The sequence below is a fragment of the Pseudoramibacter porci genome (genome assembly GCF_009696145.1).
In the GTDB taxonomy this organism is placed as follows: domain Bacteria; phylum Bacillota; class Clostridia; order Eubacteriales; family Eubacteriaceae; genus Pseudoramibacter; species Pseudoramibacter porci.
Genome location: NZ_VUMO01000001.1, coordinates 182,729 through 204,814, shown reverse-complemented (window position 1 = coordinate 204,814; position 22,086 = coordinate 182,729). Strand labels below are relative to the sequence as shown.

Annotated in this window: 19 protein-coding genes and 5 tRNA genes; 5 read left to right on the top strand and 19 right to left on the bottom strand. The window is 49.7% G+C overall.

What is annotated here, in order from left to right; translation table 11 throughout:
- Positions 1–32: 32 nt before the first annotated feature.
- The 4 genes from FYJ52_RS01155 (at position 33) to FYJ52_RS01140 (ending at position 6,628) form a co-directional block, all read left to right on the top strand.
- Positions 33–2,015 carry a sodium-translocating pyrophosphatase gene (locus tag FYJ52_RS01155; RefSeq protein ID WP_154575420.1) on the top strand — a complete coding sequence of 661 codons (1,983 nt, stop codon included), beginning with the start codon at positions 33–35 and terminating at the stop codon, positions 2,013–2,015.
- Between the two features lie 197 nt (positions 2,016–2,212).
- The gene (locus tag FYJ52_RS01150; RefSeq protein ID WP_154575419.1) at positions 2,213–2,539 is read left to right on the top strand and encodes a hypothetical protein; all 327 of its coding nucleotides are present in this window, start codon (positions 2,213–2,215) and stop codon (positions 2,537–2,539) included.
- Positions 2,540–2,577: 38 nt separating this feature from the next.
- A complete protein-coding gene (locus tag FYJ52_RS01145; RefSeq protein ID WP_328598736.1) occupies positions 2,578–4,710 on the top strand; it encodes a heavy metal translocating P-type ATPase in 2,133 nt (710 codons plus the stop codon).
- A 115-nt stretch (positions 4,711–4,825) separates the two neighbouring features.
- Positions 4,826–6,628: an ASKHA domain-containing protein gene (locus FYJ52_RS01140; RefSeq protein ID WP_154575418.1), complete on the top strand. Its 1,803-nt coding sequence runs from the start codon at positions 4,826–4,828 to the stop codon at positions 6,626–6,628.
- 67 nt (positions 6,629–6,695) lie between these two features.
- Here the strand turns inward: FYJ52_RS01140 and FYJ52_RS01135 are convergent, their stop codons facing one another.
- From FYJ52_RS01135 to FYJ52_RS01125, 3 genes are all read right to left on the bottom strand, one after another.
- Positions 6,696–7,232 carry an ECF transporter S component gene (locus tag FYJ52_RS01135; RefSeq protein ID WP_154575417.1) on the bottom strand — a complete coding sequence of 179 codons (537 nt, stop codon included), beginning with the start codon at positions 7,230–7,232 and terminating at the stop codon, positions 6,696–6,698.
- Between the two features lie 192 nt (positions 7,233–7,424).
- Positions 7,425–9,170, bottom strand: a complete 1,746-nt coding sequence (locus FYJ52_RS01130) for an ABC transporter ATP-binding protein (protein ID WP_154575416.1) — start codon at positions 9,168–9,170, stop codon at positions 7,425–7,427.
- A 4-nt stretch (positions 9,171–9,174) separates the two neighbouring features.
- On the bottom strand, positions 9,175–10,929 hold the full coding sequence (locus FYJ52_RS01125; protein WP_154575415.1) for an ABC transporter ATP-binding protein: 1,755 nt from the start codon (positions 10,927–10,929) through the stop codon (positions 9,175–9,177).
- A 103-nt stretch (positions 10,930–11,032) separates the two neighbouring features.
- On the opposite strand from FYJ52_RS01125, the gene FYJ52_RS01120 reads away from it, so the two are divergent.
- Positions 11,033–11,917 carry a LysR family transcriptional regulator gene (locus tag FYJ52_RS01120; protein ID WP_154575414.1) on the top strand — a complete coding sequence of 295 codons (885 nt, stop codon included), beginning with the start codon at positions 11,033–11,035 and terminating at the stop codon, positions 11,915–11,917.
- Positions 11,918–11,966: 49 nt separating this feature from the next.
- On the opposite strand, the gene FYJ52_RS01115 is transcribed toward FYJ52_RS01120, so the two are convergent.
- From FYJ52_RS01115 to FYJ52_RS01040, 16 genes are all read right to left on the bottom strand, one after another.
- The gene (locus FYJ52_RS01115; RefSeq protein WP_328598735.1) at positions 11,967–12,413 is read right to left on the bottom strand and encodes a GTP pyrophosphokinase; all 447 of its coding nucleotides are present in this window, start codon (positions 12,411–12,413) and stop codon (positions 11,967–11,969) included.
- A gap of 291 nt (positions 12,414–12,704) precedes the next feature.
- Positions 12,705–14,087, bottom strand: coding sequence for a thioether cross-link-forming SCIFF peptide maturase (scfB, locus tag FYJ52_RS01110; protein WP_154575412.1), 1,383 nt, complete (start codon positions 14,085–14,087; stop codon positions 12,705–12,707).
- 60 nt (positions 14,088–14,147) lie between these two features.
- Complete coding sequence (scfA, locus tag FYJ52_RS01105) at positions 14,148–14,294, bottom strand: six-cysteine ranthipeptide SCIFF (protein ID WP_154575411.1); 147 nt, start codon at positions 14,292–14,294, stop codon at positions 14,148–14,150.
- A gap of 20 nt (positions 14,295–14,314) precedes the next feature.
- Positions 14,315–14,755: a preprotein translocase subunit YajC gene (yajC, locus tag FYJ52_RS01100; protein WP_154575410.1), complete on the bottom strand. Its 441-nt coding sequence runs from the start codon at positions 14,753–14,755 to the stop codon at positions 14,315–14,317.
- The gene (tgt, locus tag FYJ52_RS01095; protein WP_154575409.1) at positions 14,748–15,884 is read right to left on the bottom strand and encodes a tRNA guanosine(34) transglycosylase Tgt; all 1,137 of its coding nucleotides are present in this window, start codon (positions 15,882–15,884) and stop codon (positions 14,748–14,750) included. Before tgt ends, yajC begins: the two co-directional genes overlap by 8 nt.
- 7 nt (positions 15,885–15,891) lie before the next feature.
- Positions 15,892–16,932, bottom strand: coding sequence for a tRNA preQ1(34) S-adenosylmethionine ribosyltransferase-isomerase QueA (gene queA, locus FYJ52_RS01090; protein WP_154575538.1), 1,041 nt, complete (start codon positions 16,930–16,932; stop codon positions 15,892–15,894).
- Positions 16,919–17,971, bottom strand: coding sequence for a Holliday junction branch migration DNA helicase RuvB (ruvB, locus tag FYJ52_RS01085; protein WP_154575408.1), 1,053 nt, complete (start codon positions 17,969–17,971; stop codon positions 16,919–16,921). The genes queA and ruvB overlap by 14 nt, the downstream gene beginning before the upstream one ends.
- 9 nt (positions 17,972–17,980) lie before the next feature.
- The gene (gene ruvA / locus FYJ52_RS01080) at positions 17,981–18,598 is read right to left on the bottom strand and encodes a Holliday junction branch migration protein RuvA (RefSeq protein WP_154575407.1); all 618 of its coding nucleotides are present in this window, start codon (positions 18,596–18,598) and stop codon (positions 17,981–17,983) included.
- A gap of 71 nt (positions 18,599–18,669) precedes the next feature.
- Positions 18,670–18,744, bottom strand: a tRNA-Cys gene (locus tag FYJ52_RS01075).
- Positions 18,745–18,755: 11 nt separating this feature from the next.
- Positions 18,756–18,830 (bottom strand) — tRNA-Gly (locus tag FYJ52_RS01070).
- A 9-nt stretch (positions 18,831–18,839) separates the two neighbouring features.
- Positions 18,840–18,915, bottom strand: a tRNA-Phe gene (locus FYJ52_RS01065).
- 1 nt (position 18,916) lies between these two features.
- Positions 18,917–18,993 (bottom strand) — tRNA-Asp (locus FYJ52_RS01060).
- Positions 18,994–19,012: 19 nt separating this feature from the next.
- A tRNA-Val gene (locus FYJ52_RS01055) sits at positions 19,013–19,088 on the bottom strand.
- 82 nt (positions 19,089–19,170) lie between these two features.
- Positions 19,171–19,914 carry a class I SAM-dependent DNA methyltransferase gene (locus FYJ52_RS01050; RefSeq protein ID WP_154575406.1) on the bottom strand — a complete coding sequence of 248 codons (744 nt, stop codon included), beginning with the start codon at positions 19,912–19,914 and terminating at the stop codon, positions 19,171–19,173.
- Positions 19,915–19,943: 29 nt separating this feature from the next.
- The gene (locus tag FYJ52_RS01045) at positions 19,944–20,678 is read right to left on the bottom strand and encodes a type 1 glutamine amidotransferase (RefSeq protein WP_154575405.1); all 735 of its coding nucleotides are present in this window, start codon (positions 20,676–20,678) and stop codon (positions 19,944–19,946) included.
- 13 nt (positions 20,679–20,691) lie between these two features.
- Complete coding sequence (locus tag FYJ52_RS01040) at positions 20,692–22,071, bottom strand: Mur ligase family protein (protein WP_235901455.1); 1,380 nt, start codon at positions 22,069–22,071, stop codon at positions 20,692–20,694.
- Positions 22,072–22,086: the final 15 nt, after the last annotated feature.

The window sequence follows — 22,086 nt, the reverse complement described above, 5'->3', positions numbered from 1 at the left end:
CTATATTTTTTTGTATGGAAGGAGGCTTTTTAATGTCACATTATCTACTTTTCATTCCTATTATTGGCCTGATTGCATTAATAGTCGCGCTCTGCTACGCCGTATGGATCAGCAGACAAGACCCTGGCAGCGCGCGCATGAAAGAAATCGCCTCCGCAATCAGCGAGGGCGCTCACGCATTTCTTTTCTCCGAATATCGCATCTTGATTATCTTTATGGCCGTCTTGTTTATCTTAATCGGCATATTTCTCAAGAACTGGCTCACTGCGGTCAGCTTCATCATCGGCGGTTTGTTCTCGACGCTGGCTGGATACTTCGGCATGAGTGTCGCGACAAAGGCAAACGTGAGAACGACGAATGCGGCCAAGGAAAAAGGAATGTCGCAGGCGCTTAAAGTCGCTTTTTCAGGTGGCTCTGTCATGGGACTCTGTGTCGCAGGTTTTGGCGTTTTCGGTGTCAGTGTGATTTACTTGCTGACAAAAGATGTCGACGTACTGGCCGGTTTCAGCCTCGGCGCCTCCTCAATTGCACTCTTCGCGCGAGTCGGCGGCGGCATCTACACCAAAGCGGCTGACGTCGGCGCTGACTTAGTTGGCAAAGTCGAAGCCGGCATCCCAGAAGATGATCCACGCAATCCCGCCGTCATCGCAGACAACGTCGGCGATAATGTCGGCGATGTCGCCGGAATGGGCGCTGATCTGTACGAATCTTACGTCGGTGCATTGGTTTCGGCTTTAACACTCGGCGTTGTGTTGTATCAATTTAAAGGCATCGTCTTTCCGCTGCTTCTTGCCGGTCTTGGCCTACTCGCTTCGATTATCGGCACGCTCATCGTTCGCGTCAGCCGCGACAGCAATCCGCAGCGCGCACTGCAAACAGGCACCTACGTTTCCAGCGGATTAATAATCATCATTTCACTTGTGCTCAGCAAACAGTTTTTTGGCGGGTTTAGACAGGCGGCAGCCATTATCTCTGGACTCGTCGTCGGTGTCATCATTGGACTATTGACAGAATATTACACCTCCGATGACTATAAACCGGTTCAGGAAATTGCGAAAGAATCCGAAACCGGCGCCGGTACAACCGTTATCAGTGGAATCGCCGTCGGAATGAAATCCACAGCTTTTCCGATTTTGCTGATCTGTGTTGCGATTTTCATCGCTTACAAGACGGCCGGCCTTTACGGCATTGCGCTCGCTGCTGTCGGCATGCTGTCGACCACCGCCATCACCGTCGCCGTCGACGCCTACGGCCCGATTGCCGATAACGCTGGCGGAATCGCAGAAATGTCGCACCTCGACGACTCCGTCCGGGATACGACGGACCGCCTTGACGCCGTCGGCAACACCACCGCGGCCATGGGGAAAGGCTTTGCGATCGGGTCCGCCGCACTGACTGCCCTCGCCCTTTTTGTCTCCTACGCTCAAGCCGTTCACTTAAAAGCAATTGATATTTTGAACAACCGCGTTACCATCGGCCTGCTCATCGGCGGTATGCTGCCCTTCTTGTTCTCCGCCTTCACAATGTCTTCTGTTTCAAAAGCAGCATTTAAAATGATTGAAGAAGTCAGACGGCAATTTCACGAAATGCCGGGTATTCTTGAAGGGACGGACCGCCCTGACTATAAAACTTGTGTCGGTATCGCGACGAATTCTGCGCTGAAACAGATGCTCGTCCCCGGTGTCATGGCCGTCGCCTCTCCCATTGTTATCGGTCTGTTGCTTGGTCCGGATGCCCTCGGCGGCCTGCTCTGCGGTGCGCTCATTACAGGTGTCTCCATAGCGATCTTTATGGCCAATTCCGGTGGTGCCTGGGATAACGCCAAAAAATACATTGAATCCGGCGCTCACGGCGGCAAAGGCAGTGAAGCCCACAAAGCAGCCGTTGTCGGAGACACAGTCGGTGATCCGTTCAAAGATACCTCCGGTCCGTCGATCAATATCTTAATTAAGCTTATGACCATCGTCTCCCTCGTTTTTGCACCGCTCATCGCTTCAATCGGCGGTTTGTTATAAATTTTTTCTTTTCACAGCCGAGCAATCGGCTGTGTTTTTTATTATAAAATCTATTAGTTATTCTGAATTTGACAAATTTCGCTTTAAAAATGATTAAAAGTGTTGTATTTTCCCTTTACGTCATATACCTATGGGGGTATAATAGAACCAATAAATGAACATACATTCATGTTTTAAATTCTAGGAGGTTCAATATTATGTCAGTAAAATCTAATATATTAAAAATCGGCGGCGGCATCTTAGTGGGTGCTTTTGGCGGAAAATTCTTAAAGAGCAAGGCAGCTCAGACAGCAGGCGTCCACATTATTGCCGGCGCAAAAATTGCAGGCAACAGCATCAAAGACGGTTTTGAAAAATGCCAGGCCAGCTGCAGCAACGCTGCTGCCGAAGCGGATATCATCAAAGAAGAACATTTCAATAAAAAGGACGAAAATTATCGCGAAAAAATCAAGGCAGATTACGAAGCGTTAAAACCTGCGTATGACAAAATTGTAGAAGAAGAAAAGAAAAACGCTGACGCGTAAGCGCCTAAAACCCGTTTAACTATTGAAAGGATGCTGTTTTGATTTATCGACTTATTCAGCGGACGCCGAATCGATTTCATCTTGATTTGATGCAGCGGCGCTTGAGTGAAACAGAAGCAGATGCGCTCTACTACTCACTCATCGACCTTCCCGGTATCGAAAATGTCAAGGTGTACCAGCGCAGCGCGCAGCTCACAGTGCGCTACGTCGGCGTCGAATCAGCAATATTAGACTATATTTCAGATATGGATCTTTCCGATCCAACACTTTTGGACAATGTCCCTACCGTTTCAGCCCGGGCCACCAACGAAATGTATAAGAACAAAATTCTCGACAAGGTGATGCTGCGGGTTGGCAAATGGCTCTTCCTGCCCCTCCCTGTCAGAACGGCCGTGACCATTTATCAAGCAGTGCCTTTTGTCTGGCGCGGTCTTAAGGATTTATTCCAGAAAAATATGTCTGCGGAAATCATTCACGCCGCAGCGGTTTTAGCAGCGCTTCTGACCGGTGAATTCGACACCGCCGCTTCCGTCGTCTTCCTGACCGAAATCGGCGATATCCTCGAAGAATGGACTTATAAAAAATCGGTCGATGATTTGGCACAATCTCTGTCGTTAAATGTTGAAAAGGTCTGGAAAGTAAGCGAAGACGGCAGCGTTGCCCAAGTGTCTTTGAACCACATGCACAACGGCGATCGCTTCAAGGTCACCATGGGCAATATGATTCCTCTTGATGGGAAAGTCGTTTCCGGTGAAGCGATGGTCAATCAGGCGGCATTGACCGGAGAACCCTTAGCCGTCCGCAAACACGACGGAGTTATTGTCTACGCCGGGACTGTTCTCGAGGAAGGCGAACTCATTGTCGAGGTTCGCTCCTCATCCGGTGAAACCCGGTACGATAAAATTGTCAAAATGATCGAGAACTCCGAAAATCTAGCGGCCCTCACCCAAATGAAGGCGGTCTCTGTTGCCGACCAGCTGGTCCCTTGGACTTTCGGCGCATCGTTACTGGCCTTCGTGTTGACCCGCGACGTCATGAAGGCTGCTTCTGTCTTGATGGCTGACTTCTCGTGTGCTGTCGAAGTAGCCATGCCCATTGCCGTGCTTTCGGCCATGCGCGAAGCCGGCAAACGCGACATCACCGTCAAGGGCGGCAAATTCCTCGAAGCCATCTCCGAAGCGGATACCATCGTCTTTGACAAAACCGGTACCTTGACCCGGGCAACCCCAGTCGTTCAGGAAATCGTCGCCTTCGGCGAAAATGATCCCGACGACATGTTGCGCATTGCCGCCTGTCTGGAGGAACAATTCCCTCATTCGCTGGCCAATGCTGTGGTTCGGGCTGCCAAAGAAAAGGGCTTAAAACATTACGACATGAAGACCAAGGCCGAGTACATCGTCGCCCACGGCATCGCGTCGAGTATCGGCGAAGACCGCGTAGTCATCGGCTCTTATCATTTTGTCTTTGAAGACGAAGGCGTCACCTTTGAAAACGAATCGGATCGTGAACGTCTCGCCGAAATCCCGGCAGAATATTCGCATCTCTACATGGCGATTGGCGGGAAGCTCGTTGCCGTGATTGCCATTTCCGACCCGATAAAGGCAAATACCCCGGATGTTATCCGGGATCTCAAGGCCGTCGGCTTTAAAAACATCGTCATGATGACAGGCGACAGTGAAAAAACAGCGAAGGCCATTGCCGCACAGGCCGGCATTACCGAGTTTTATGCCGAAGTCTTGCCGGAAGACAAGGCCCGCTACGTTGAGAAAATCAAATCGCGGGGCGAAAAGGTCATTATGATTGGCGACGGCATTAACGACTCGCCAGCCCTCTCCGCCGCCGACGTCGGTATCGCCATTAAAGAAGGGGCCGATATCGCCCAGGAAATCGCAGACGTCACCATCTCCGGTTCTGATTTAAACCAGCTCGTAAACCTGCGCGTGCTCTCAGATAAACTCATGCAGCGTATGCATTCGACTTACGTGATCGGCAATGTCTTAAACGGTTCAATCCTGGTCTTCGGCATCAGCGGTTTGATTGTTCCGAGAATCGGTGCTGTTTTACACAACGCCTCAACCATCGGGCTGTGTCTCAGAAATATGCAAGATCTTTCCACATCTGAAGAAGACGAAACGGACACCGCTCTGCTGCCTCAGCCAGCTGTCGCGTAAACAGCCGCACGATGTTTTACAGCTTCATCCCAACGGGACGGAGCTGTATTTTTTTATATCAATTTGTGATAAACTGAAGACAATTTACGATAATCCACACGAAAGGGTCCCATTTATGATTCATTTTCCCAACGAACATCTCGATCTTGAATATTTAGACACGCGTGAAACTGTGGCAGAGGCCTGCGCCAGAGCCGGCCATCCCCTCGATCTGGTCTGCGGCGGAACCGGACGCTGCGGACAATGTAAAATCCTGATCAAAAACCACGGCATCACGCTGGAAGTCCTGGCCTGCCAATATCCTGTCTTCGACGAAATGGAAATTCTAACTGACGCCGAAGCTCACCAGCAGATTCTCGATCGGCACGTCGACTTTGACCCGCTGAGACTGGATCCGCCGGTTCGGTGTTTTCCTGTCAGTTTTGAAAGTCTCAATTTGCAGAACGCTAACGCCTTCCTCGGTTCCATCAACGCGGTCCTGCCCATCGATTTGACTTGCGGCGAACCTGACATTTTAATTGCCGGTTTCGAGGCGGTGCGAAAAAATCCCGTTCCAATTGTCGACGTCATTGCAGCCGTTTACGAAACGGATCCATCGGCTTTCATCGCCCGAACCGGCACACTGCTCGGCGTCACTCCGGAAATTGGCGGCATTCCCGAATACGGTGCCGCCTTTGACGTCGGCACCACTACTGTTGTCGGTTATCTATACAACCTCGAGAGCGGTGATTTGTATGCGACCGCCTCTTCAAAAAACCGTCAGGCCGCTTACGGCGCCGACGTCATCTCCCGCATTGCGGCGGCTGAAGACGGCAAGCTCGCTGCGCTCAACGACGCCATTTGCGAAACCCTTGCCAATTTAATCCAGGAACTTTGCCAGAAAGCTGGCGCCTTAAAAGCGCGTCAAATTATTTCCGTCGTCTGCTGCGGCAACACGACGATGCTGCACCTACTCGCGGGCGTCTCTCCCAAATCCCTCGGCACAGCGCCCTTTGTCTCGCAAATCGACGCCCCAATCGAAGGGCCGGCCAGCCGCTGGCACCTCGACCTTCACCCGGCCGCTCAGCTGACGCTCTTGCCGCCGATCGCCTCCTATATCGGCTCGGACACCAGCGCGCTGCTCGCGGCATTGCCCCGACAAAACGAAACGCGCCTCGTCATTGATTTGGGCACGAATGCGGAAATCGCTGTCGGACAAAATGGACACTACACGGTCTGCTCCGCACCCTGTGGGCCGGCGCTTGAAGGCGACGGGCTGACCATGGGCATGCGCGCAGCGGAAGGCGCAATTGAAAAAACCAGCTACGATCCGGGAACAAAACAATTTCACTGTCAAATGATTGGTGACCCTCCGGCCACAGGACTTTGCGGCTCAGGCGTCATCGACACCATTGCGGCACTGCTCGACAGCGGGTTATTAAAGCCCGATGGCAGCTTCATCTCTGACGAAGCCGCCGCTGCACACCCCAACGGCACCCGTTTGACCCGCTCCGGCAAAATCCGGCAGTTCGTGCTGCTGACTGCTGAAGAAAACGGCGGCGCGGATGCGATCGTCCTTACACAGAAAGATATCCGCGCCATCCAATTGGCTAAAGCTGCAATTCAAACCGCCGTCGATCTGCTTTTAAAAGCAGCTGGAGTTTCTTTAGCAAATATTGACACAATTTATCTCGCTGGTGCCTTCGGCAATTACATTTCAATTCCTTCTGCGCAAAAAATCGGTCTCCTCCCCACCGGACAGATGAAAATCGTCCCGGTCGGAAACGGTGCAGGCTCTGGCGCGATCCATTGTCTGCTGTCCCTTGACGCCAAAAAGCAAACCGAAGGGATGGCCATGCAATGCAACGTCATCAACCTGACTAACGACACCGACTTCAACACCCATCTCGTCGCCAACACAACGTTATCTCCCCAATAAAAAAATGCAGCGGATTAAAAATCAATCTGCTGCATTTTTTATTTTATCTTTTTGTTCAAATATCTGATTAAGCTGGCTGCTGACGCTTTTCGTGATGGGTCAGTCCCATGTGATTGGCTAACTTGTACAGACGATTCACAACGATCAGTGTCACTGCGGCACCAAGACCGACCTGAACGAGATTCCCTGGAATCGAGGAGACCGGCGCAATCCAGTTGCCGTAAATGACGCCTTCGGCGATGTAGTAGCCGACAATTTTAATGGCACACGCGGCAATGAGCGCCAATACGTAGTGGAGATAGTCATGATGATTTTCGCAAATCGCACCGACTGTAAGCCCCATGAGGCCGCAGATCACAAAGGTAAAAGGCGCCCAAGCCGTCCATCCGCCCAGGAGATCAAATAGCCCCATGCCAACGCCACCAGCCAGTCCGCCGACGCGTTTGCCAAAGATAATCGCGCCGAAAAACAACGGAATATTGCCGAGATGCACCAATCCGCCGTTGGCTGCGATCGGCAGACGAACATTAATAAAGGTAAATACATAAGTCAGTGCGATAAAAGCTGCGGTAATGACCAAATCGTGCAATTTCGTATTTTTCATAAGCTGCTCCTTTGTATCTCATTAAGTCTGTCTCTATTATCGCCCATCAAATTCCTGAATTAAAGATTCAATCTGCACGCTTTTTTCAAGGTCAGTCTCTCGCGAAAATAGCCAAACTGACCTGATTGACCTTTTATTTTTCTCTTTCTTCCTTGTACTCATATTTAAAAAATTGATTGAATTGAGGTCTCGTTATTTGGTCAATTCAAACTGTGCATTGTACAGCTTGGCGTAAAAGCCATTTTTCGCGAGCAGGCTTCTGTGGTTGCCCTGTTCGACAATCTGGCCGTCCCGCATGACCAGAATGATATCCGCGTCGCGAATCGTCGACAGTCGATGGGCAACGATGAAACTGGTCTTGCCGGCCATCAATTTGTCAAAAGCCGCCTGAATCTTAAGCTCTGTTCGTGTGTCGATGTTGGAGGTTGCCTCGTCGAGAATCAGCATCGGCGGATCGACGAGCATCACCCTGGCGATGCAGAGCAATTGTTTCTGTCCTTGGCTCAAATCGCCGTCATCAATGACCGTATCGAGGCCTTTTGGCATCTGATGAATAAACGTATCGCAATGAGAGGCTGCCGCAACACGCCAAATCTCGTCATCCGACGCGTCCGGTTTGCCAAAGGCGATATTTTCCCGGACGGTCCCGTGTTTGAGCCAAGTGTCCTGGAGCACCATACCGAAATTCTGTCTCAGCGACGGTCTGGAAACAGCGTACACGTTTTGATCGTCAATCGCAATGGTGCCGCTATCCGCATCGTAAAAACGCATCAAGAGATTAATCAACGTCGTCTTTCCGCAGCCGGTCGGCCCGACAATGGCAATCCGTGTACCCGCCTTTGCCTGTAGGGAAAAATCTTGAATCAATTTTTTATTCGGATCGTAACTGAAATACAAATGGTCGATATCGATTTTCCCTGATGCCTTCGGCAATATCTTTTCCGGATCCGGTGTTTGGGGCGGCGCGTCGATAAATTCAAGGACCCGGGCCGCACAGGCGAGGGCATTTTGAAATTCGGTCACGACGCTCGAAATATCATTGAAGGGTTTCATATACTGATTCGCGTAGGTCAAAAGCGCAGCCAGTCCGCCGACAGTCAGCGATCCGCTCGGCACCGTAAAAGCACCGATCAAAGCCACAAAAGCGTAAATGATGCCATTAACAAAACGGGTGGACGGGTTAGTAAGGCTTGAATAGAAAACAGCCTGCTGGCTGTATTGCTGCATCTCCTGATTGACTTCGGCAAAACGGGCCGAACCCCGTTTTTCGTACCCGAAGGCCTTCACCACTTTTTCGCCGCCGATTAATTCTTCGATGAGCGCCGTCTGCCGCCCTCGTGTGTCGCTGACGTTTCTGAACATCGTAAACGAACGGGAGGCGATGAACCGCGCCACGAGAAAACTCACCGGCGTCATCGCGACAACAAAGAGCGTAATCGGCATATTGATACTGAGCATGAAGCCAATGGTCACGGCAATCATCACAAGACCGGAGAACAGCTGCGTCAGTCCGAGCAAAAGCCCATCCGAAAGCTGATCCACATCGGTGATCATGCGGCTGACAATATCGCCTGACGGGTGGCTGTCGAGATAAGACAACGGCAAATCTTGAATTTGACGAATCGCCTGAGATCGAATATCCCGAACCACACTGTATGACAATTTATTGTTGACCAGATTCATGATCCATGTCGCTGCACCGGCAATGATCACGGCAATGCCGACACGCACGCCGATATGGGCGATCAATGCAAATTTAACGTGTCCCTTGCCAATGATGCCGTCAATCATCCGACCAAATAAAATCGGGATGTAGAGCTGGAGAACAACGCTCACCGCCGCCGTCACAAGGGATAATACGAGCAGCCCTTTGTAGTGTGCAACGTAGGACAGCACTTCCTTCAGCGTTTTCTTCGAATTCATATTCATTTTTTTCATCTGATCATGCCTCCTGTGCTGTATTTGCGGCCGTATGGTCGTCTTTGGGGAACTGAGAATAATAGATTTCTTGATAGACCTGGTTATGTGCGAGCAGCTCTTCGTGGGTCCCTTTCCCGACGAGACGGCCTTCGTCGAGGACGAGAATTTGATCGGCGCTCATGACACTGGCGGTCCGCTGAGAGACGATAAACACCGTCATATCGCGGTGCAGGCTGTGTATGGCCTGGCGAAGGGCCGCGTCCGTTGCAAAATCTAGAGCACTTGCGCTGTCGTCCATGATCAAGATCTCAGGCTTTCTGACCAGCGCCCGTGCAATGGTCAAACGCTGGCGCTGACCGCCGGAGAGGTTGCGCCCGTTTTGCTGCAGGTAAAAATCGAGGCCATCCGGCTTTTGGTCGACCACATCTTTCACCTGGGCTGTCGCCAGGGCGCGATCCATTTCATCGCTTCCGGCATCGGCCTTTCCCCAACTCAAATTATCGCGAATGGAGCCCTCAAATAAGGTTACGCGCTGGGGCACATAACCGATTTTTGTATTGAGTGTCCCCTCCGGATAATCCCGAACATTTTCTCCAAGTACCGATACAGTTCCGCCCTCTGGATCATAAAACCGCGGAATCAAACTCACAAGGGTCGATTTGCCGGATCCTGTCCCGCCGATAATCCCGATGGTTTCTCCCTTTTTCGCTTGAAAACTAATATCCTTTAAAGCCGGTGCCCCGCCGTTTTGGTACGTAAATGTCACCTGATCAAAGGCCACTGCCAAATCTCCTGCTTCTTTCGTATTGGCCTTATCCACTGGAAAAGACATCCCCGGTTCAATTTCAAAAACCGATTGAATCCGTTCCGCACAGGCGATGGAACGATTGATCAAGACGATCAATTGCGCCAGCTTGATCAATTCGATGATCATCTGTGCCATATAATTGTAAAGCGCGACGACCTGCCCTTGCTGAATGCCGCCTAAGTTTACCCGTACCGCGCCCACTTGAATCAGCACAATCGTCGCAATGTTGACAATGGCGTAAGTCAGCGGATTGAGCGCCGCCGACCATCGTCCGACCTTTTCATTCCAACGCGTCAGATCTCCATTGTCGGCATCAAAAGTTTTTACCGCGTCCTGTTCCTGGCCAAAGGCCCGCACCACGCGCACACCTGTCAGATTTTCGCGGGTGATGCCAAGCAGCCGATCCAACTTTTTCTGGACGCCGCGAAACATCGGAATCGAAATGCGCATAATGCCAAATACGACAAGACTCAAGATCGGAATCGCCACGACAAATACAAGGGCGCATTTCACATCAATCGTGAAGGCCATGATCATGGACCCCAAAACGACAATAGGGCTTCTAAGCAAGAGTCTCAGCGCCATATTCAAACCATTTTGAACCTGCTGCATGTCGCTGGTCAACCGCGTAATCAGCGTATCGGTTCCGACTTGATCCAACTCACTGTACGTGAATTTTTGAATGTGGTCAAACAATCCCTGGCGCATATCCGTCACACAGCCGACACTGGACCGCGCCGCAAAGAATTGCGCGGTAATGCTGCTCGTCAGGCCGGCAACAGCCAAGATCACCATCACAGTCACCATATGCACAATATACGTGTGATTATTCTGGGCGATCCCCACATCGATGATCCTGGCCACAACCAGCGGCACCAGCAGATCAAAGAACGCCTCCAGTAATTTAAAGGTCGGCGCCAAAATCGCATCCCGACGATAATCTTTCAAATACGCGAACAATTTCTTCATTGGATTCCCTTCCTTTCATGGTTTTATGATATCATGAAACAAAGTATATGAATAATATTGAAAGATTTAATAACCATATCAATTACGTATATCAGGAGGCATTATGGACATCCGTCAGCTCCAATATTTTACCGCGGTCGTCGACAATGGGACGATCTCAGAGGCAGCGCGCAAGCTCCACATTTCTCAGCCGCCGCTGTCTACACAAATCAAGGCGTTGGAAGCGGAATGCGGCGTTACGCTCTTTGAGCGGGGCGCCCGCCACATCACCCTGACCGAGGCCGGACGCCTGTTGTACCGCCACGCCGTTCAAATTCTGTCGATGGAAAAGGCTGCCGAGGCGGAAATGCAAAACCTGCGCACCGGCAAGCAAGGGTCCATTCGCATCGGCCTGATCTCTTCTTGCGCTTCAAAGGAGCTTTTTGACGGCATCCTGGCCTTCCGTGAACATTTCCCCGGCGTGGTCTTCGACGTCTTCGAAAGCAACACCTTTGATCTTCTGACTCAGCTCGACAACAGCCGAATCGAGCTCGCTGTTATCCGCACTCCCTACCGCCGCCAGGATCTCGAAGCCCTGACCCTGCGTGAGGACCCCTTTGCCGCCGTCTGCACTGCCGCTTTTTTCGTCGATCAATTTAGGACCGAGGACAAAATCAAAATAGAAAAGCTTTCCCATTATCCGCTGATCCTCTACCGGAGATGGGAGCCTGCCATTCGCCAGGCCTTTCAACAGGCTCAAATCGATCCAAATATCATTTGCATTAATGACGATGCCCGCACTTCGCTGCAATGGGCAGCGTCAGGAGTCGGCGTGGCGTTAGTGCCCATGTCGATTGCCTTGTCCTTTCCAAATTTAAAGGCCGTACAGCTTGATGCGCCGGCCCTCGATTCAGAACTTCGGCTCGTCCGACGAAAAAACGCGCCGATTTCACAAAATGCTTACCATTTTTTTGAGCTTTTTGAAAATCGATATAAAAAAAAGACCTGATGGCTTTGCCCGCTTGAGAGCAAATTCCAAAAGATCTGTTATGGTTATTTTATTGATCGTTTTTTTCGAACGCTTCCAGATATCGCTGCGCCTTTTGATATTTTTTTATCCGCCTGCGCGCCGCCGCGTCCACTTCGTCAAGGCGGCTGACGTCTTGATTGTGTGCTAAATCGGCGAGCTTCACGCGCCTGGCGAGCGGATTCGGCGCCAACTTTTCAATGTAGTCAAAATAATTCTGACCTTTATGCCGCGTCAACAGCGCGAGCGCCTCTATGATTTCTTCTGCAAATCCGGCTCCTCTTAAATGATCCAGGCTCACTGCCCCGTCCTCGACGACGTCGTGAAGCAACGCCACCGTTGTTGAATTCTCGTCGTCCATCTGCTCTGCGACATGCCATGGATGAAAGACGTATGGGATGCCGCCTCGGTCACGCTGATTTTGATGAACTTTATACATCAAAATCATCGCTTTTTTTGTCATCGCTGTGTAAATCACGACCCTGCCCCTCCATTTTTTCATTAATAAAAAAGGATCCATTTAAAAAAATGAATCCATTCGTTCCGACTGACCTGGTCTTTGCCCCCACACCCGCCAGCTGGGAGTTTCGCCTGATATCATCTCACTTTTCCTCCTCTCGGCTTTCGCCGGCTGGACTTACATCTAGGCCGCACCATGATCGATTATTATATTATTAAATACCTTACGTGGATCGTTTTGCCTGCGACTGGCCTCGACTTTCAACCACAGCTCGGAACATCTTCATTATAAAAAATATTATGATTTCTGTCAATCAGCGTTAGCCCGTTCATCTTGAACGATTTTAATCATCAGCGCATTTTCAACTCTGCGGCGTTCAATTTCGCAGGACACTTCGTAGGGCTTCATTACTGTATGATTGAAATTCCACGCGTTCGCATGGCAGCCGCCGCCGCAGAAATACCGGCACCAGCAGTCCCGGCATGAAGGTTTGCTTAATAATCCCGCCTCCATGAACTGATCCTTAATTTCCGGTTTTGTGATGCCTTCATCGACGTTGCCCATGATAAATTCAGGCTGGCCGACAAATTGATGACAAGGGTAAATATTGCCCTTGGGAGTGACCGCGACGTAATCTCTGCCTGCTCCGCAGCCGGAAAGCCGTTTGTACACACAGGGACCGCCGTTTAAGTCGACCATGAAATGATAGAAAAGATAATCCAGGCCTTCGTCTTCTTGATTCAGATAAGCAATGGCCAGCCTATCGTATTCTTTTTTAATCGCGTCAACGTCTTCTTCCAGAATCGCGTAGGGTTTAGACGCGTCCGTCACCACCGGTTCCACTGAAATGCTCTTGAAACCCTGGCGTGCTAAATCTTCAACATCGCGGCCGAAATCCAAGTTGTTTTTCGTATACGTACCGCGGACGTAATATTCTCCGCCGCTCGCTTCGCGGATGTCGCACATTTTTTTAATGTGGTTGAAAATAATGTCGTAGGAGCCTTTTCCAGAAACCGTCGGCCGCATCCGATCGTTCACGGCTTTGCGCCCATCAAGGCTCAAAACGACATTGCCCATATTTTCGTCGATCCATTTCATATTTTCGTCGTTCAGGAGCATGCCATTGGTTGTCATCGTAAATTTAAATTTTTTGTTGTTAGGCTCTTCCAAACTCCGACCATAGGTCACCAGACGTTTGACGACATCAAAATTCATCATCGGTTCGCCGCCGAAGAAGTCGACTTCCAGATTGTGGCGGTTCTTGGACTGGGCGACAAGAAAATCCAGTGCTTTCTTCCCAACTTCGTAAGGCATGACTTCGCGCTTGCTGTTAAAATCTCCCTGAGAGGCAAAACAATATTTGCATCTTAAATTGCAGTCGTGCGCCACGTTCAAACACATCGATTTAATCAAATCGTAGTTTTTGTATTCCATCGGGTCGTAGTTGTCTGGCGCATAAAGCATGTTCTGATCTTCCAGCGCGTGCAGTTCTTCCAATACTTCTTCGATTTCTGATTTAGAATATATGTCCTGCCATTTTTCAATCACGGCGCTGTCGGGCTTTTCGTGATAATCGTCTAAAATGTCATAAGTCATTTTGTCGACGCTAAACAGCGATTCGCTGGCCACGTCAAGCACGATATAATGCTGGTTGAGATAAAATTTATGAATTTGAGAATGTGTATTTTTCATATGTATTTCTTTCAGTAAAAAAACAGGCAGGCTTCGCGCCTGCCCGTTTCTTTAAAATCATTATTTGGCCTGAGCCTGCTTGCAGTGCTGATTGCCAACGGTGCAAGAAGTCTTGCATGCTGACTGGCATGAGGTCTGGCATTCGCCGCAACCTTTATTTTTCGTATCGCACAAACGACCTTTGTTAACAACTTGAATATGTTTCATTGGAATCTACCCCTTTCAAATTATTCATCTTTTGCCTGAGCTTCGGCATCATCGGTTTTTACGGCCGCTGGTGCTTCTGTTTCAGCTTTTTCCGGCTTTTCGACCGGTTCTGCTGTTTCTGTTTCGGCAGCTTCTTCCGCTTCCACATCATCTTGTTTAATGACGCGGACGATGGATTCCTTGCGGATCATCATCTTGTGGAAATCCGGAAGCATTTCGATGACGACGTTCTTGTCATCTAATGCACTGATTATACCATAAAACCCGCCGGCTGTCAGAACTTCATCGCCAATTTTCATATTGTTGTGCATTTCATCGGCCTGTTTCTGACGCTTGCGCTGCGGGCGAATCATCAGGAAGTACAGAAATACAAACAAAATGATGACCGACGCGATGCTGGCCATATTGTTTCGAGTTGATTGTGATGCCTGAAGGGTCAAGCCCAAAATCTGATTAATCATTCTGATAAGCTCCAATCTTTTTTATTCCATAATTTTTAAAAACGTCGGTTCGCAAATCGAGCAGCGCGTCCTGCGCGATTGCTTCCCGCATTTTTTCCATTAGGGATAGTGTAAAATATAAATTGTGATATGTCAATAATCTAGCGCCCAATATTTCCTTACATTTAATCAAATGTCTCACATAGGCACGGGTGTGGTGGCGGCAGACCGGGCAATCACAATTGGGATCAATCGGCGAAAAATCCCTTTCGAAAGTGGCATTTCGAATCACCTTTTTCCCTTCAGAGGTCATGGCCGTTCCGTTTCTGGCGATACGAGTCTGAAGGACGCAGTCGAACATGTCGACACCGCGGAGTACACCTTCAAATAAAGCGTCGACCGAGCCAACTCCCATCAAATATCTCGGCTTTTCCTTCGGGAGAAGCGGCGTTGTCACATCGAGCATGTGGTACATTTTTTCGTGGGATTCTCCAACAGAAAGGCCGCCAATGGCGTAACCTGGAAAATCCATCGCGACTAAATCCTGAGCGCTTTTTCGCCTCAAATCGTCGAACATTCCGCCCTGTACAATGCCAAATAAAGCTTGATGTTCCGGATTCGCGTGGGCCTGTTGGCATCGCTTCGCCCAGCGTGTCGTCATTTCCATCGAATGCTTTGTGTATTCGTAGTCCGCGTCAGCCGGAGCACATTCGTCAAAACACATGATAATGTCTGCACCGATAACGTTTTGAAGGCGGATTGAATCTTCCGGCCGCATAAAATGGCGAGAGCCGTCCAAATACGAAATGAACTTAACGCCTTCTTCTGTGATCTTTCGGATCGCCCCGAGAGAAAATACCTGAAATCCGCCAGAGTCTGTTAATATAGGGCGGTCCCAATTCATAAAGCGGTGAAGCCCGCCAACTTCCTTCATGACTTCTTCCCCCGGCCTCAAATACAGATGGTAGGTATTGCCAAGGATAATCTGGGCGTTCATCCGGTGCAGATCGGCGTTGTCCATCGACTTGACGGTCGCCTGTGTGCCGACCGGCATGAAAATCGGCGTCTGAATTTCACCGTGATCCGTTATGATCCGGCCGAGCCGTGCACCCGTGTATTTTTCCTGATGTATGAGTTCGTATCGAAACATAATTCTCCTATTGAATGAACATCGCATCGCCAAAACTGAAAAATCGGTATTTTTCTTTGACCGCGTGACGATAAGCCGCCAATATTTTTTCTCTATCGTAAAAAGAAGCAACCAGCATCAGAAGCGTCGATTCGGGCAGATGGAAATTGGTAATCAGTCCGTCGATCACGTTCCAATGAAAGCCCGGATAAATAAAAATCGACGTCGCCCCGTGCTCTGCAACCACTTTACCATCGTGACGGGCTGCCACGCTTTCCAGCGTCCGAACTGTCGTCGTGCCCACTGCAATGACACGCCCGCCATTGACTTTCGTCGCTTCAATCAGATCCGCAGTCTCTTGAGAAACACTGTATTGCTCTGAATGCATTTGATGATCTAAAATATTGTCTTCTTTGACCGGGCGAAACGTCCCAAGGCCGACGTGCAGCGTCACAGCTGCCGTCTTCACCCCCATTGCGCGAATCTGATCGAGCAGCGCTTCGGTGAAATGCAAACCGGCTGTGGGTGCTGCGGCTGAGCCGTTGTACTTCGCGTAGACGGTTTGATAACGGGATGGATCGCTCAGTTTTTCATGGATGTACGGCGGCAGCGGCATGGTGCCGATTTGGTTTAAGATTTCTTCAAAAACACCGTCGTATTGAAATGCAATGACGCGCAGGCCGTTGTCAATGGTTTTCTCAATAGTGCCTTCAAGAACAACGCTGCCATCCTGATCCGTAAATTCCAAAATGGCACCGGGTTTAGCCTTTCGCCCCGGCTTAACCATCGTTTCCCATCGGTTGTCATCCAGGCGTTTTAATAGAAGTAGTTCAACCTTGCCCCCGGTTTCCTTTTTATGGCCGTAAATGCGCACCGGCATCACCTTCGTGTCGTTCATCACCAAAAGGTCCCCCGGCTTTAAATACGCGACAATGTCGTGAAAATGCCGATCTTCTATTTGATCTGTCTTGCGATTAATGACCATCAATCGCGACATATCCCGCTTTTCCGCCGGTGTCTGGGCGATTAATGCTTCCGGCAGATCGTAATAAAAATCAGATTTCTTCATCATGATTGGTCAATTCCTCCAGACTAATTTGATTGGCTGGGGCCTGTGCAGCCTTCAGTCCTAAATGCGCGCAGCCCGCCGAGGTGATCACACGCCCGCTCGGCGTCCTGGCCAGAAATCCCAGCTGCATCAGATAAGGCTCGTAGACTTCCTCGATCGTGTTGGACTCTTCGCCGATCGATGCCGCCAGCGTGTTGAGCCCCACCGGGCCGCCGTCGAACTTCTCAGCGATCGTCCTGAGCATCAATCTGTCGTTTTCGTCCAGACCCACGTCGTCCACTTCAAATAAGGTTAGAGCTTTTTGGGCCGTTTCCAGATCAATGACGCCTTCACTCTCCATTTCGGCGTAGTCGCGGACCCGTTTAAGCAATCGATTCGCCACACGCGGTGTTCCCCGAGAACGGCGGGCCAATTCTCTCGCACCCGCATCGTCAATGCCGATGCCCAAAATGCCGGCAGAGCGTTTGATAATCGATGCCAGTTCATCCGGTGCATACAGCTCCAGACGCTGTACGACGCCGAACCGGTCACGCAGCGGCGCCGTCAGCTGCCCCGCTCGGGTCGTCGCGCCAACTAAAGTAAATTTCGGTAAATCAAGACGAATGCTCTTCGCACCCGGCCCCTTCCCGATGATGATGTCGAGCGCGAAATCTTCCATCGCTGGATAAAGCACTTCTTCGACCTGCCGCTGCATTCGGTGAATTTCGTCAATGAACAGCACATCGCCAGCCTTGAGTGTTGTTAAAATCGAAGCGAGATCTCCCGGTTTTTCAATGGCCGGACCTGATGTAATGCGGATTTTCGTCCCCATTTCATTGGCAATAATATTGGCCAGCGTCGTCTTGCCCAATCCTGGCGGGCCGTAGAGCAACACGTGATCAAGCGGCTCTCCGCGTTTCTTTGCCGCATTGATAAAAATACCCATTTGCTTTTTAACCCGTTTCTGACCAATGTACTCATTGAGATTTTGGGGTCTCAGTGAGTGCTCGATCTCAACATCCGGCTCTGAAAATTCTGTTGTGATAATCCGATCTTTCATAATGTCCCTTTATGATTTCGAAGCGGCCGTCAGCGCCGCTTTTAAAAGCTCTTCGATGCTCATCCCCGGTGCAATCACCTGATCGATAAGATCCGAGGCTTCGCGGTAAGCGTAACCCAAACCCAATAAACCATTGATGCCTTCGTTGTACAGCGCATCAGCCGTTTGCATACGTTTGGTCGCACCGCCTTCAGCGCCGTCGATCACATTATCTGTCGTTTCAAAATCTTTGTACTTATCTTTTAATTCAAGAATAATGCGTTCGGCCGTCTTTTTGCCAACACCCGGGGCCTTCGAAATGGCCTTTGCATCTGCGTTTTTGATGTGATGGATGAACGTCGCCTCATCAAATTGCGAAAGCAGACTCATCGCAGCTTTCGGCCCAATGCCGGAAATACCGATCAACGTCACGAACAATTGCCGTTCTTCCTCGGTCGAAAATCCGTAGAGCGTCACATCGTCTTCTCTAAAAGCTGGATAGAGCAAGAGCTTAACCGGCTGATGCAGCGCCGGCAATGCCGCATTGGTCGTCATGGATGTGCGGATCCAATACCCAAATCCGCCGGCTTCAATGACAACACCGTCGGCACGTTCCGCTTCCAATACCCCTTTGATATATTCGAACAAAATTGTCCTCCCACTAAATAAAAAACGCTAAACCCAACACAATGTCTGGTTTAGCGTTTGCCTTCTTATTATGGAGGTGGCACCCAGAATCGAACTGGGGAATAGAGGTTTTGCAGACCTTTGCCTTACCGCTTGGCTATGCCACCGCAAAATAAAATGGAGCGGAAGACGAGATTTGAACTCGCGACCCTCGCCATGGCAAGGCGATGCTCTACCACTGAGCCACTTCCGCACCGTTAAATGGTGCCCAGAGGCGGAATTGAACCACCGACACGGGGATTTTCAGTCCCCTGCTCTACCGACTGAGCTATCTGGGCATGGCGACCAGGATGAGGCTCGAACTCACGACCTCCAGCGTGACAGGCTGGCATTCTAACCAACTGAACTACCTGGCCAATAAATAATGTTGCTATCTGGTGGTCGCTACAGGGCTCGAACCTGTGACCCCCTGCTTGTAAGGCAGATGCTCTCCCAGCTGAGCTAAGCGACCAAATCTCAAGCACAGGCATTATTATACGCTAGAACCCTGTGCTTGTCAAACCCTTTTTTCGATTTTTTTACAATTTTTTTATTTATCTCTTTTCTGCGACGTATTGCACGCGGTCGCTTAAGGCGCCGCCCGCCAGAAAAGTCCCAAAATCGTAGATTTTCTGGTTCTTGAACGCCGGCACCTTCAACAGTCTAAAAATATCCTCAACGGAATAATAGTACTGGCTCTGCTGTTCTTCAAGACGTTCGTACAAATTATCTTCACGGCGCACAAAGAACGACAAATCAAAATCGACCTTGTCTTCATCCGGATGAAGAGTATTTTCCCACACACAGTAGACATTGTCAAAATTGTAGACAAAGGTGTTGTCGCCAATCGTTTCCTTATACTTTTCCGGCGTATTCATATCGAACATCAATAGCCCACCAGGTCGGAGCGCTTCGGCTGAACAGCTTAAGAACGATTCGATTTCGTCTAAGCTTTTCAAATAATTGAAACTATCGCAGCAGACGATCACCGCATCAAAGGTTTCTCCGATTTGAAAATTGCTCATATCCCCCTTAAAAAAGCGCACATTCTCGATCCCCTGAGCCTCTGCCTTTTCGTCCGCCACTGTCAGCATGTCTTCTGAAAGGTCCACTGCCGTCATATCGAATCCCTTTTGGGCCAGCCGCAGCGTCACATTCCCAGTCCCGCAGCCGAATTCCAAGATTTTTTTAACCGGTTTTGACGAATTGAGGGTCATTCTGAAAATATAATCGGCCCATTCATCGTAATTGATTTCCTGCATCAATTCGTCGTAAACTTTCGCAAAGTCTTCGTACATCGTATCCCCCCTCTAATTATTCGTTGCAATTAGTCTAAAAGTCTTCTTTCCATATTGTCATGTGCTTGTTTTTCAAAGCGATCCGGCAGCGGCGGCAGCATTCCCTGTCCTGTTTTGCGCTCCAGTGCCGCTGATAATATCGCGTCGGCCACTTCCGGATTTTTAGGCAATAGACAGCCGTGGCTGTACGTCCCGTACACATTCTTATAGCGCACGCCTTCCGTGCCGTCTTCGCCGTTGTTGCCAAAACCTTTGAGCACTTTTCCCATCGGTCTGACACCGTCTTGCAAATACGTTTTCCCAGAATGATTTTCAAAGCCGATGATATTCACGCCCGGCTGATCGTCAAATGTAAACACATAATTGCCAATCATCCGCTTTTTGACTCCTTCGGTGTAAAAGTTCAGTGCGCCGGTAAAATCAATCTGCTTGCCGTCCCAAGTCTTATAATATTGGCCGAGCATTTGATAACCCCCGCAAATGGCTAAAACCGCTTTGCCATCCTCGATCGCAGCCTTTAATTCCTTGTCCTTCCCCGAGAACAAGTCCGGCAATAACACTTCTTGGTCAAAATCCTGTCCGCCGCCGATGAAAAACAAATCGTAATCGGAAGCTTTAAGGGGTTCCCCCACACAGACACGGTCTACCTGGACAGGGATCTGCCGCCATTGGAGACGGCGGCTCAAGCACAGCACATTGCCGCGGTCACCGTAGAGATTTAAAATATCCGGGTACAAATGACAAATTTTAAGTGGTTGTTCCATGGGTTTGCTCTCCTTATTCCCAGAAATTTTTCACATCGTACATTTTTGTAATCTTATTCCGAAGGTCCATCATCGCCGTGTAGGTCGGCATAATATAAACGGGGTAATCCTGCGCCGCGCAGGTCTTCATTAACGTCTCGTAGTCTTTGATCACTTTCATCTTGTCTTCCGGAATACCAGCGTATTTGAAGCGCAGCGCCATGTCTTCCGCGCGAATGCCCGAAAGGAACAAACCTTTGAGTTTGTCCCCCATTTCGGCAATTTGTTCAAAATCGACATCCCAAATCCACGACACATCGGTGCCGTCGGCGTCACGGTCATTGAGACAGACCACAAAGACGGACGGATCCGTTACGTTGGTGACGAAATTGAGGACTTGATTGCAGCCTGCGGGATTTTTCACCAGAATCATGCGGATCGGCGTTCCGTTGAGAACGAGTTTTTCCATTCGGCCAAAACCGGGTGCAAACTCAGAAAGAGACCGAATCACGGTCGGAATATCAAATTTAAGCGCTTTGCCCACTGCGACAGTGCCGCAGGCGTTATAAATATTATAACCGCCCGGCAGATTGATCGTCGTCCTGTAAGATTGTCCATCAACTAAAATGTCGACGACTGATTTTGACGCGTCACTTTGGATGACATCCGTTACTGCAATGTCCGGTTCCGGACGGTGGTAGCCGCAATGCGGGCAGCGATACCCGCCCAAATGACCGTACGTCACATAGTCGTACACATATTCGTGCTTGCATTTTATACAAAACGGTGCATCCGATACTTCCTGAACACGTTTTTTGTAAATAGGGACATTGACGCCGTAGAACAAAACTTTATTTTTGAAATCATCCGCAATCGATGCGACCATTGAATCGTCTGCATTGAGACACAGCGTCGCTTTTGGGCTGTGGCTGATCCCGATCTTAATGCTCTCAAGGGTGTGGGTCACTTCGCCGTAGCGGTCCAGCTGATCTCTGAAAATATTGGTGACCACGATCGCTCTGGCATCAATCATCGTCGACACTTCTTTAAACGCCGCTTCGTCGCATTCAATCAGGGCATAGTCGTACTTACAATGCCCACTTAAGGTTGAATTTGTGATGAATTCTGCGGTAATCCCAGTAATCAGGTTGGCACCGGATTTATTGCAGAAAAAAGAAATGCCGAGATCATTCAAAGTCTGCTCAATCATTCTGGAACTAGTGGTCTTGCCATTGGTTCCCGTCACAACGATACATTTGACTCCTTTCGCGCATCGAGCCAGAACTTTGTGATCCAGTTTCATCGCCACGCGGCCCGGAAAATCCGTGCCGCCGCGCCCCATCAGGCGCAGCAGCGACTTGGTCATTTTCGCCATTACAATAGATAAAAATGTTTTAAATTTCATGGCTAGCATTATATCACTTTCTTT

Excerpts from the sequence above, each read along its gene's own strand:
- FYJ52_RS01120 (WP_154575414.1), top strand. The coding sequence starts at position 11,033 with ATGGACATCCGTCAGCTCCAATATTTTACCGCGGTCGTCGACAATGGG.
- queA (WP_154575538.1), bottom strand. The coding sequence starts at position 16,932 with ATGAAGAAATCTGATTTTTATTACGATCTGCCGGAAGCATTAATCGCC.
- FYJ52_RS01125 (WP_154575415.1), bottom strand. The coding sequence starts at position 10,929 with ATGAAGAAATTGTTCGCGTATTTGAAAGATTATCGTCGGGATGCGATT.
- FYJ52_RS01140 (WP_154575418.1), top strand. The coding sequence starts at position 4,826 with ATGATTCATTTTCCCAACGAACATCTCGATCTTGAATATTTAGACACG.
- scfB (WP_154575412.1), bottom strand. The coding sequence starts at position 14,087 with ATGAAAAATACACATTCTCAAATTCATAAATTTTATCTCAACCAGCAT.
- ruvB (WP_154575408.1), bottom strand. The coding sequence starts at position 17,971 with ATGAAAGATCGGATTATCACAACAGAATTTTCAGAGCCGGATGTTGAG.
- FYJ52_RS01150 (WP_154575419.1), top strand. The coding sequence starts at position 2,213 with ATGTCAGTAAAATCTAATATATTAAAAATCGGCGGCGGCATCTTAGTG.
- FYJ52_RS01135 (WP_154575417.1), bottom strand. The coding sequence starts at position 7,232 with ATGAAAAATACGAAATTGCACGATTTGGTCATTACCGCAGCTTTTATC.
- yajC (WP_154575410.1), bottom strand. The coding sequence starts at position 14,755 with ATGATTAATCAGATTTTGGGCTTGACCCTTCAGGCATCACAATCAACT.
- FYJ52_RS01155 (WP_154575420.1), top strand. The coding sequence starts at position 33 with ATGTCACATTATCTACTTTTCATTCCTATTATTGGCCTGATTGCATTA.
- FYJ52_RS01040 (WP_235901455.1), bottom strand. The coding sequence starts at position 22,071 with ATGCTAGCCATGAAATTTAAAACATTTTTATCTATTGTAATGGCGAAA.
- FYJ52_RS01130 (WP_154575416.1), bottom strand. The coding sequence starts at position 9,170 with ATGAAAAAAATGAATATGAATTCGAAGAAAACGCTGAAGGAAGTGCTG.
- FYJ52_RS01050 (WP_154575406.1), bottom strand. The coding sequence starts at position 19,914 with ATGTACGAAGACTTTGCGAAAGTTTACGACGAATTGATGCAGGAAATC.
- scfA (WP_154575411.1), bottom strand. The coding sequence starts at position 14,294 with ATGAAACATATTCAAGTTGTTAACAAAGGTCGTTTGTGCGATACGAAA.
- tgt (WP_154575409.1), bottom strand. The coding sequence starts at position 15,884 with ATGTTTCGATACGAACTCATACATCAGGAAAAATACACGGGTGCACGG.
- FYJ52_RS01045 (WP_154575405.1), bottom strand. The coding sequence starts at position 20,678 with ATGGAACAACCACTTAAAATTTGTCATTTGTACCCGGATATTTTAAAT.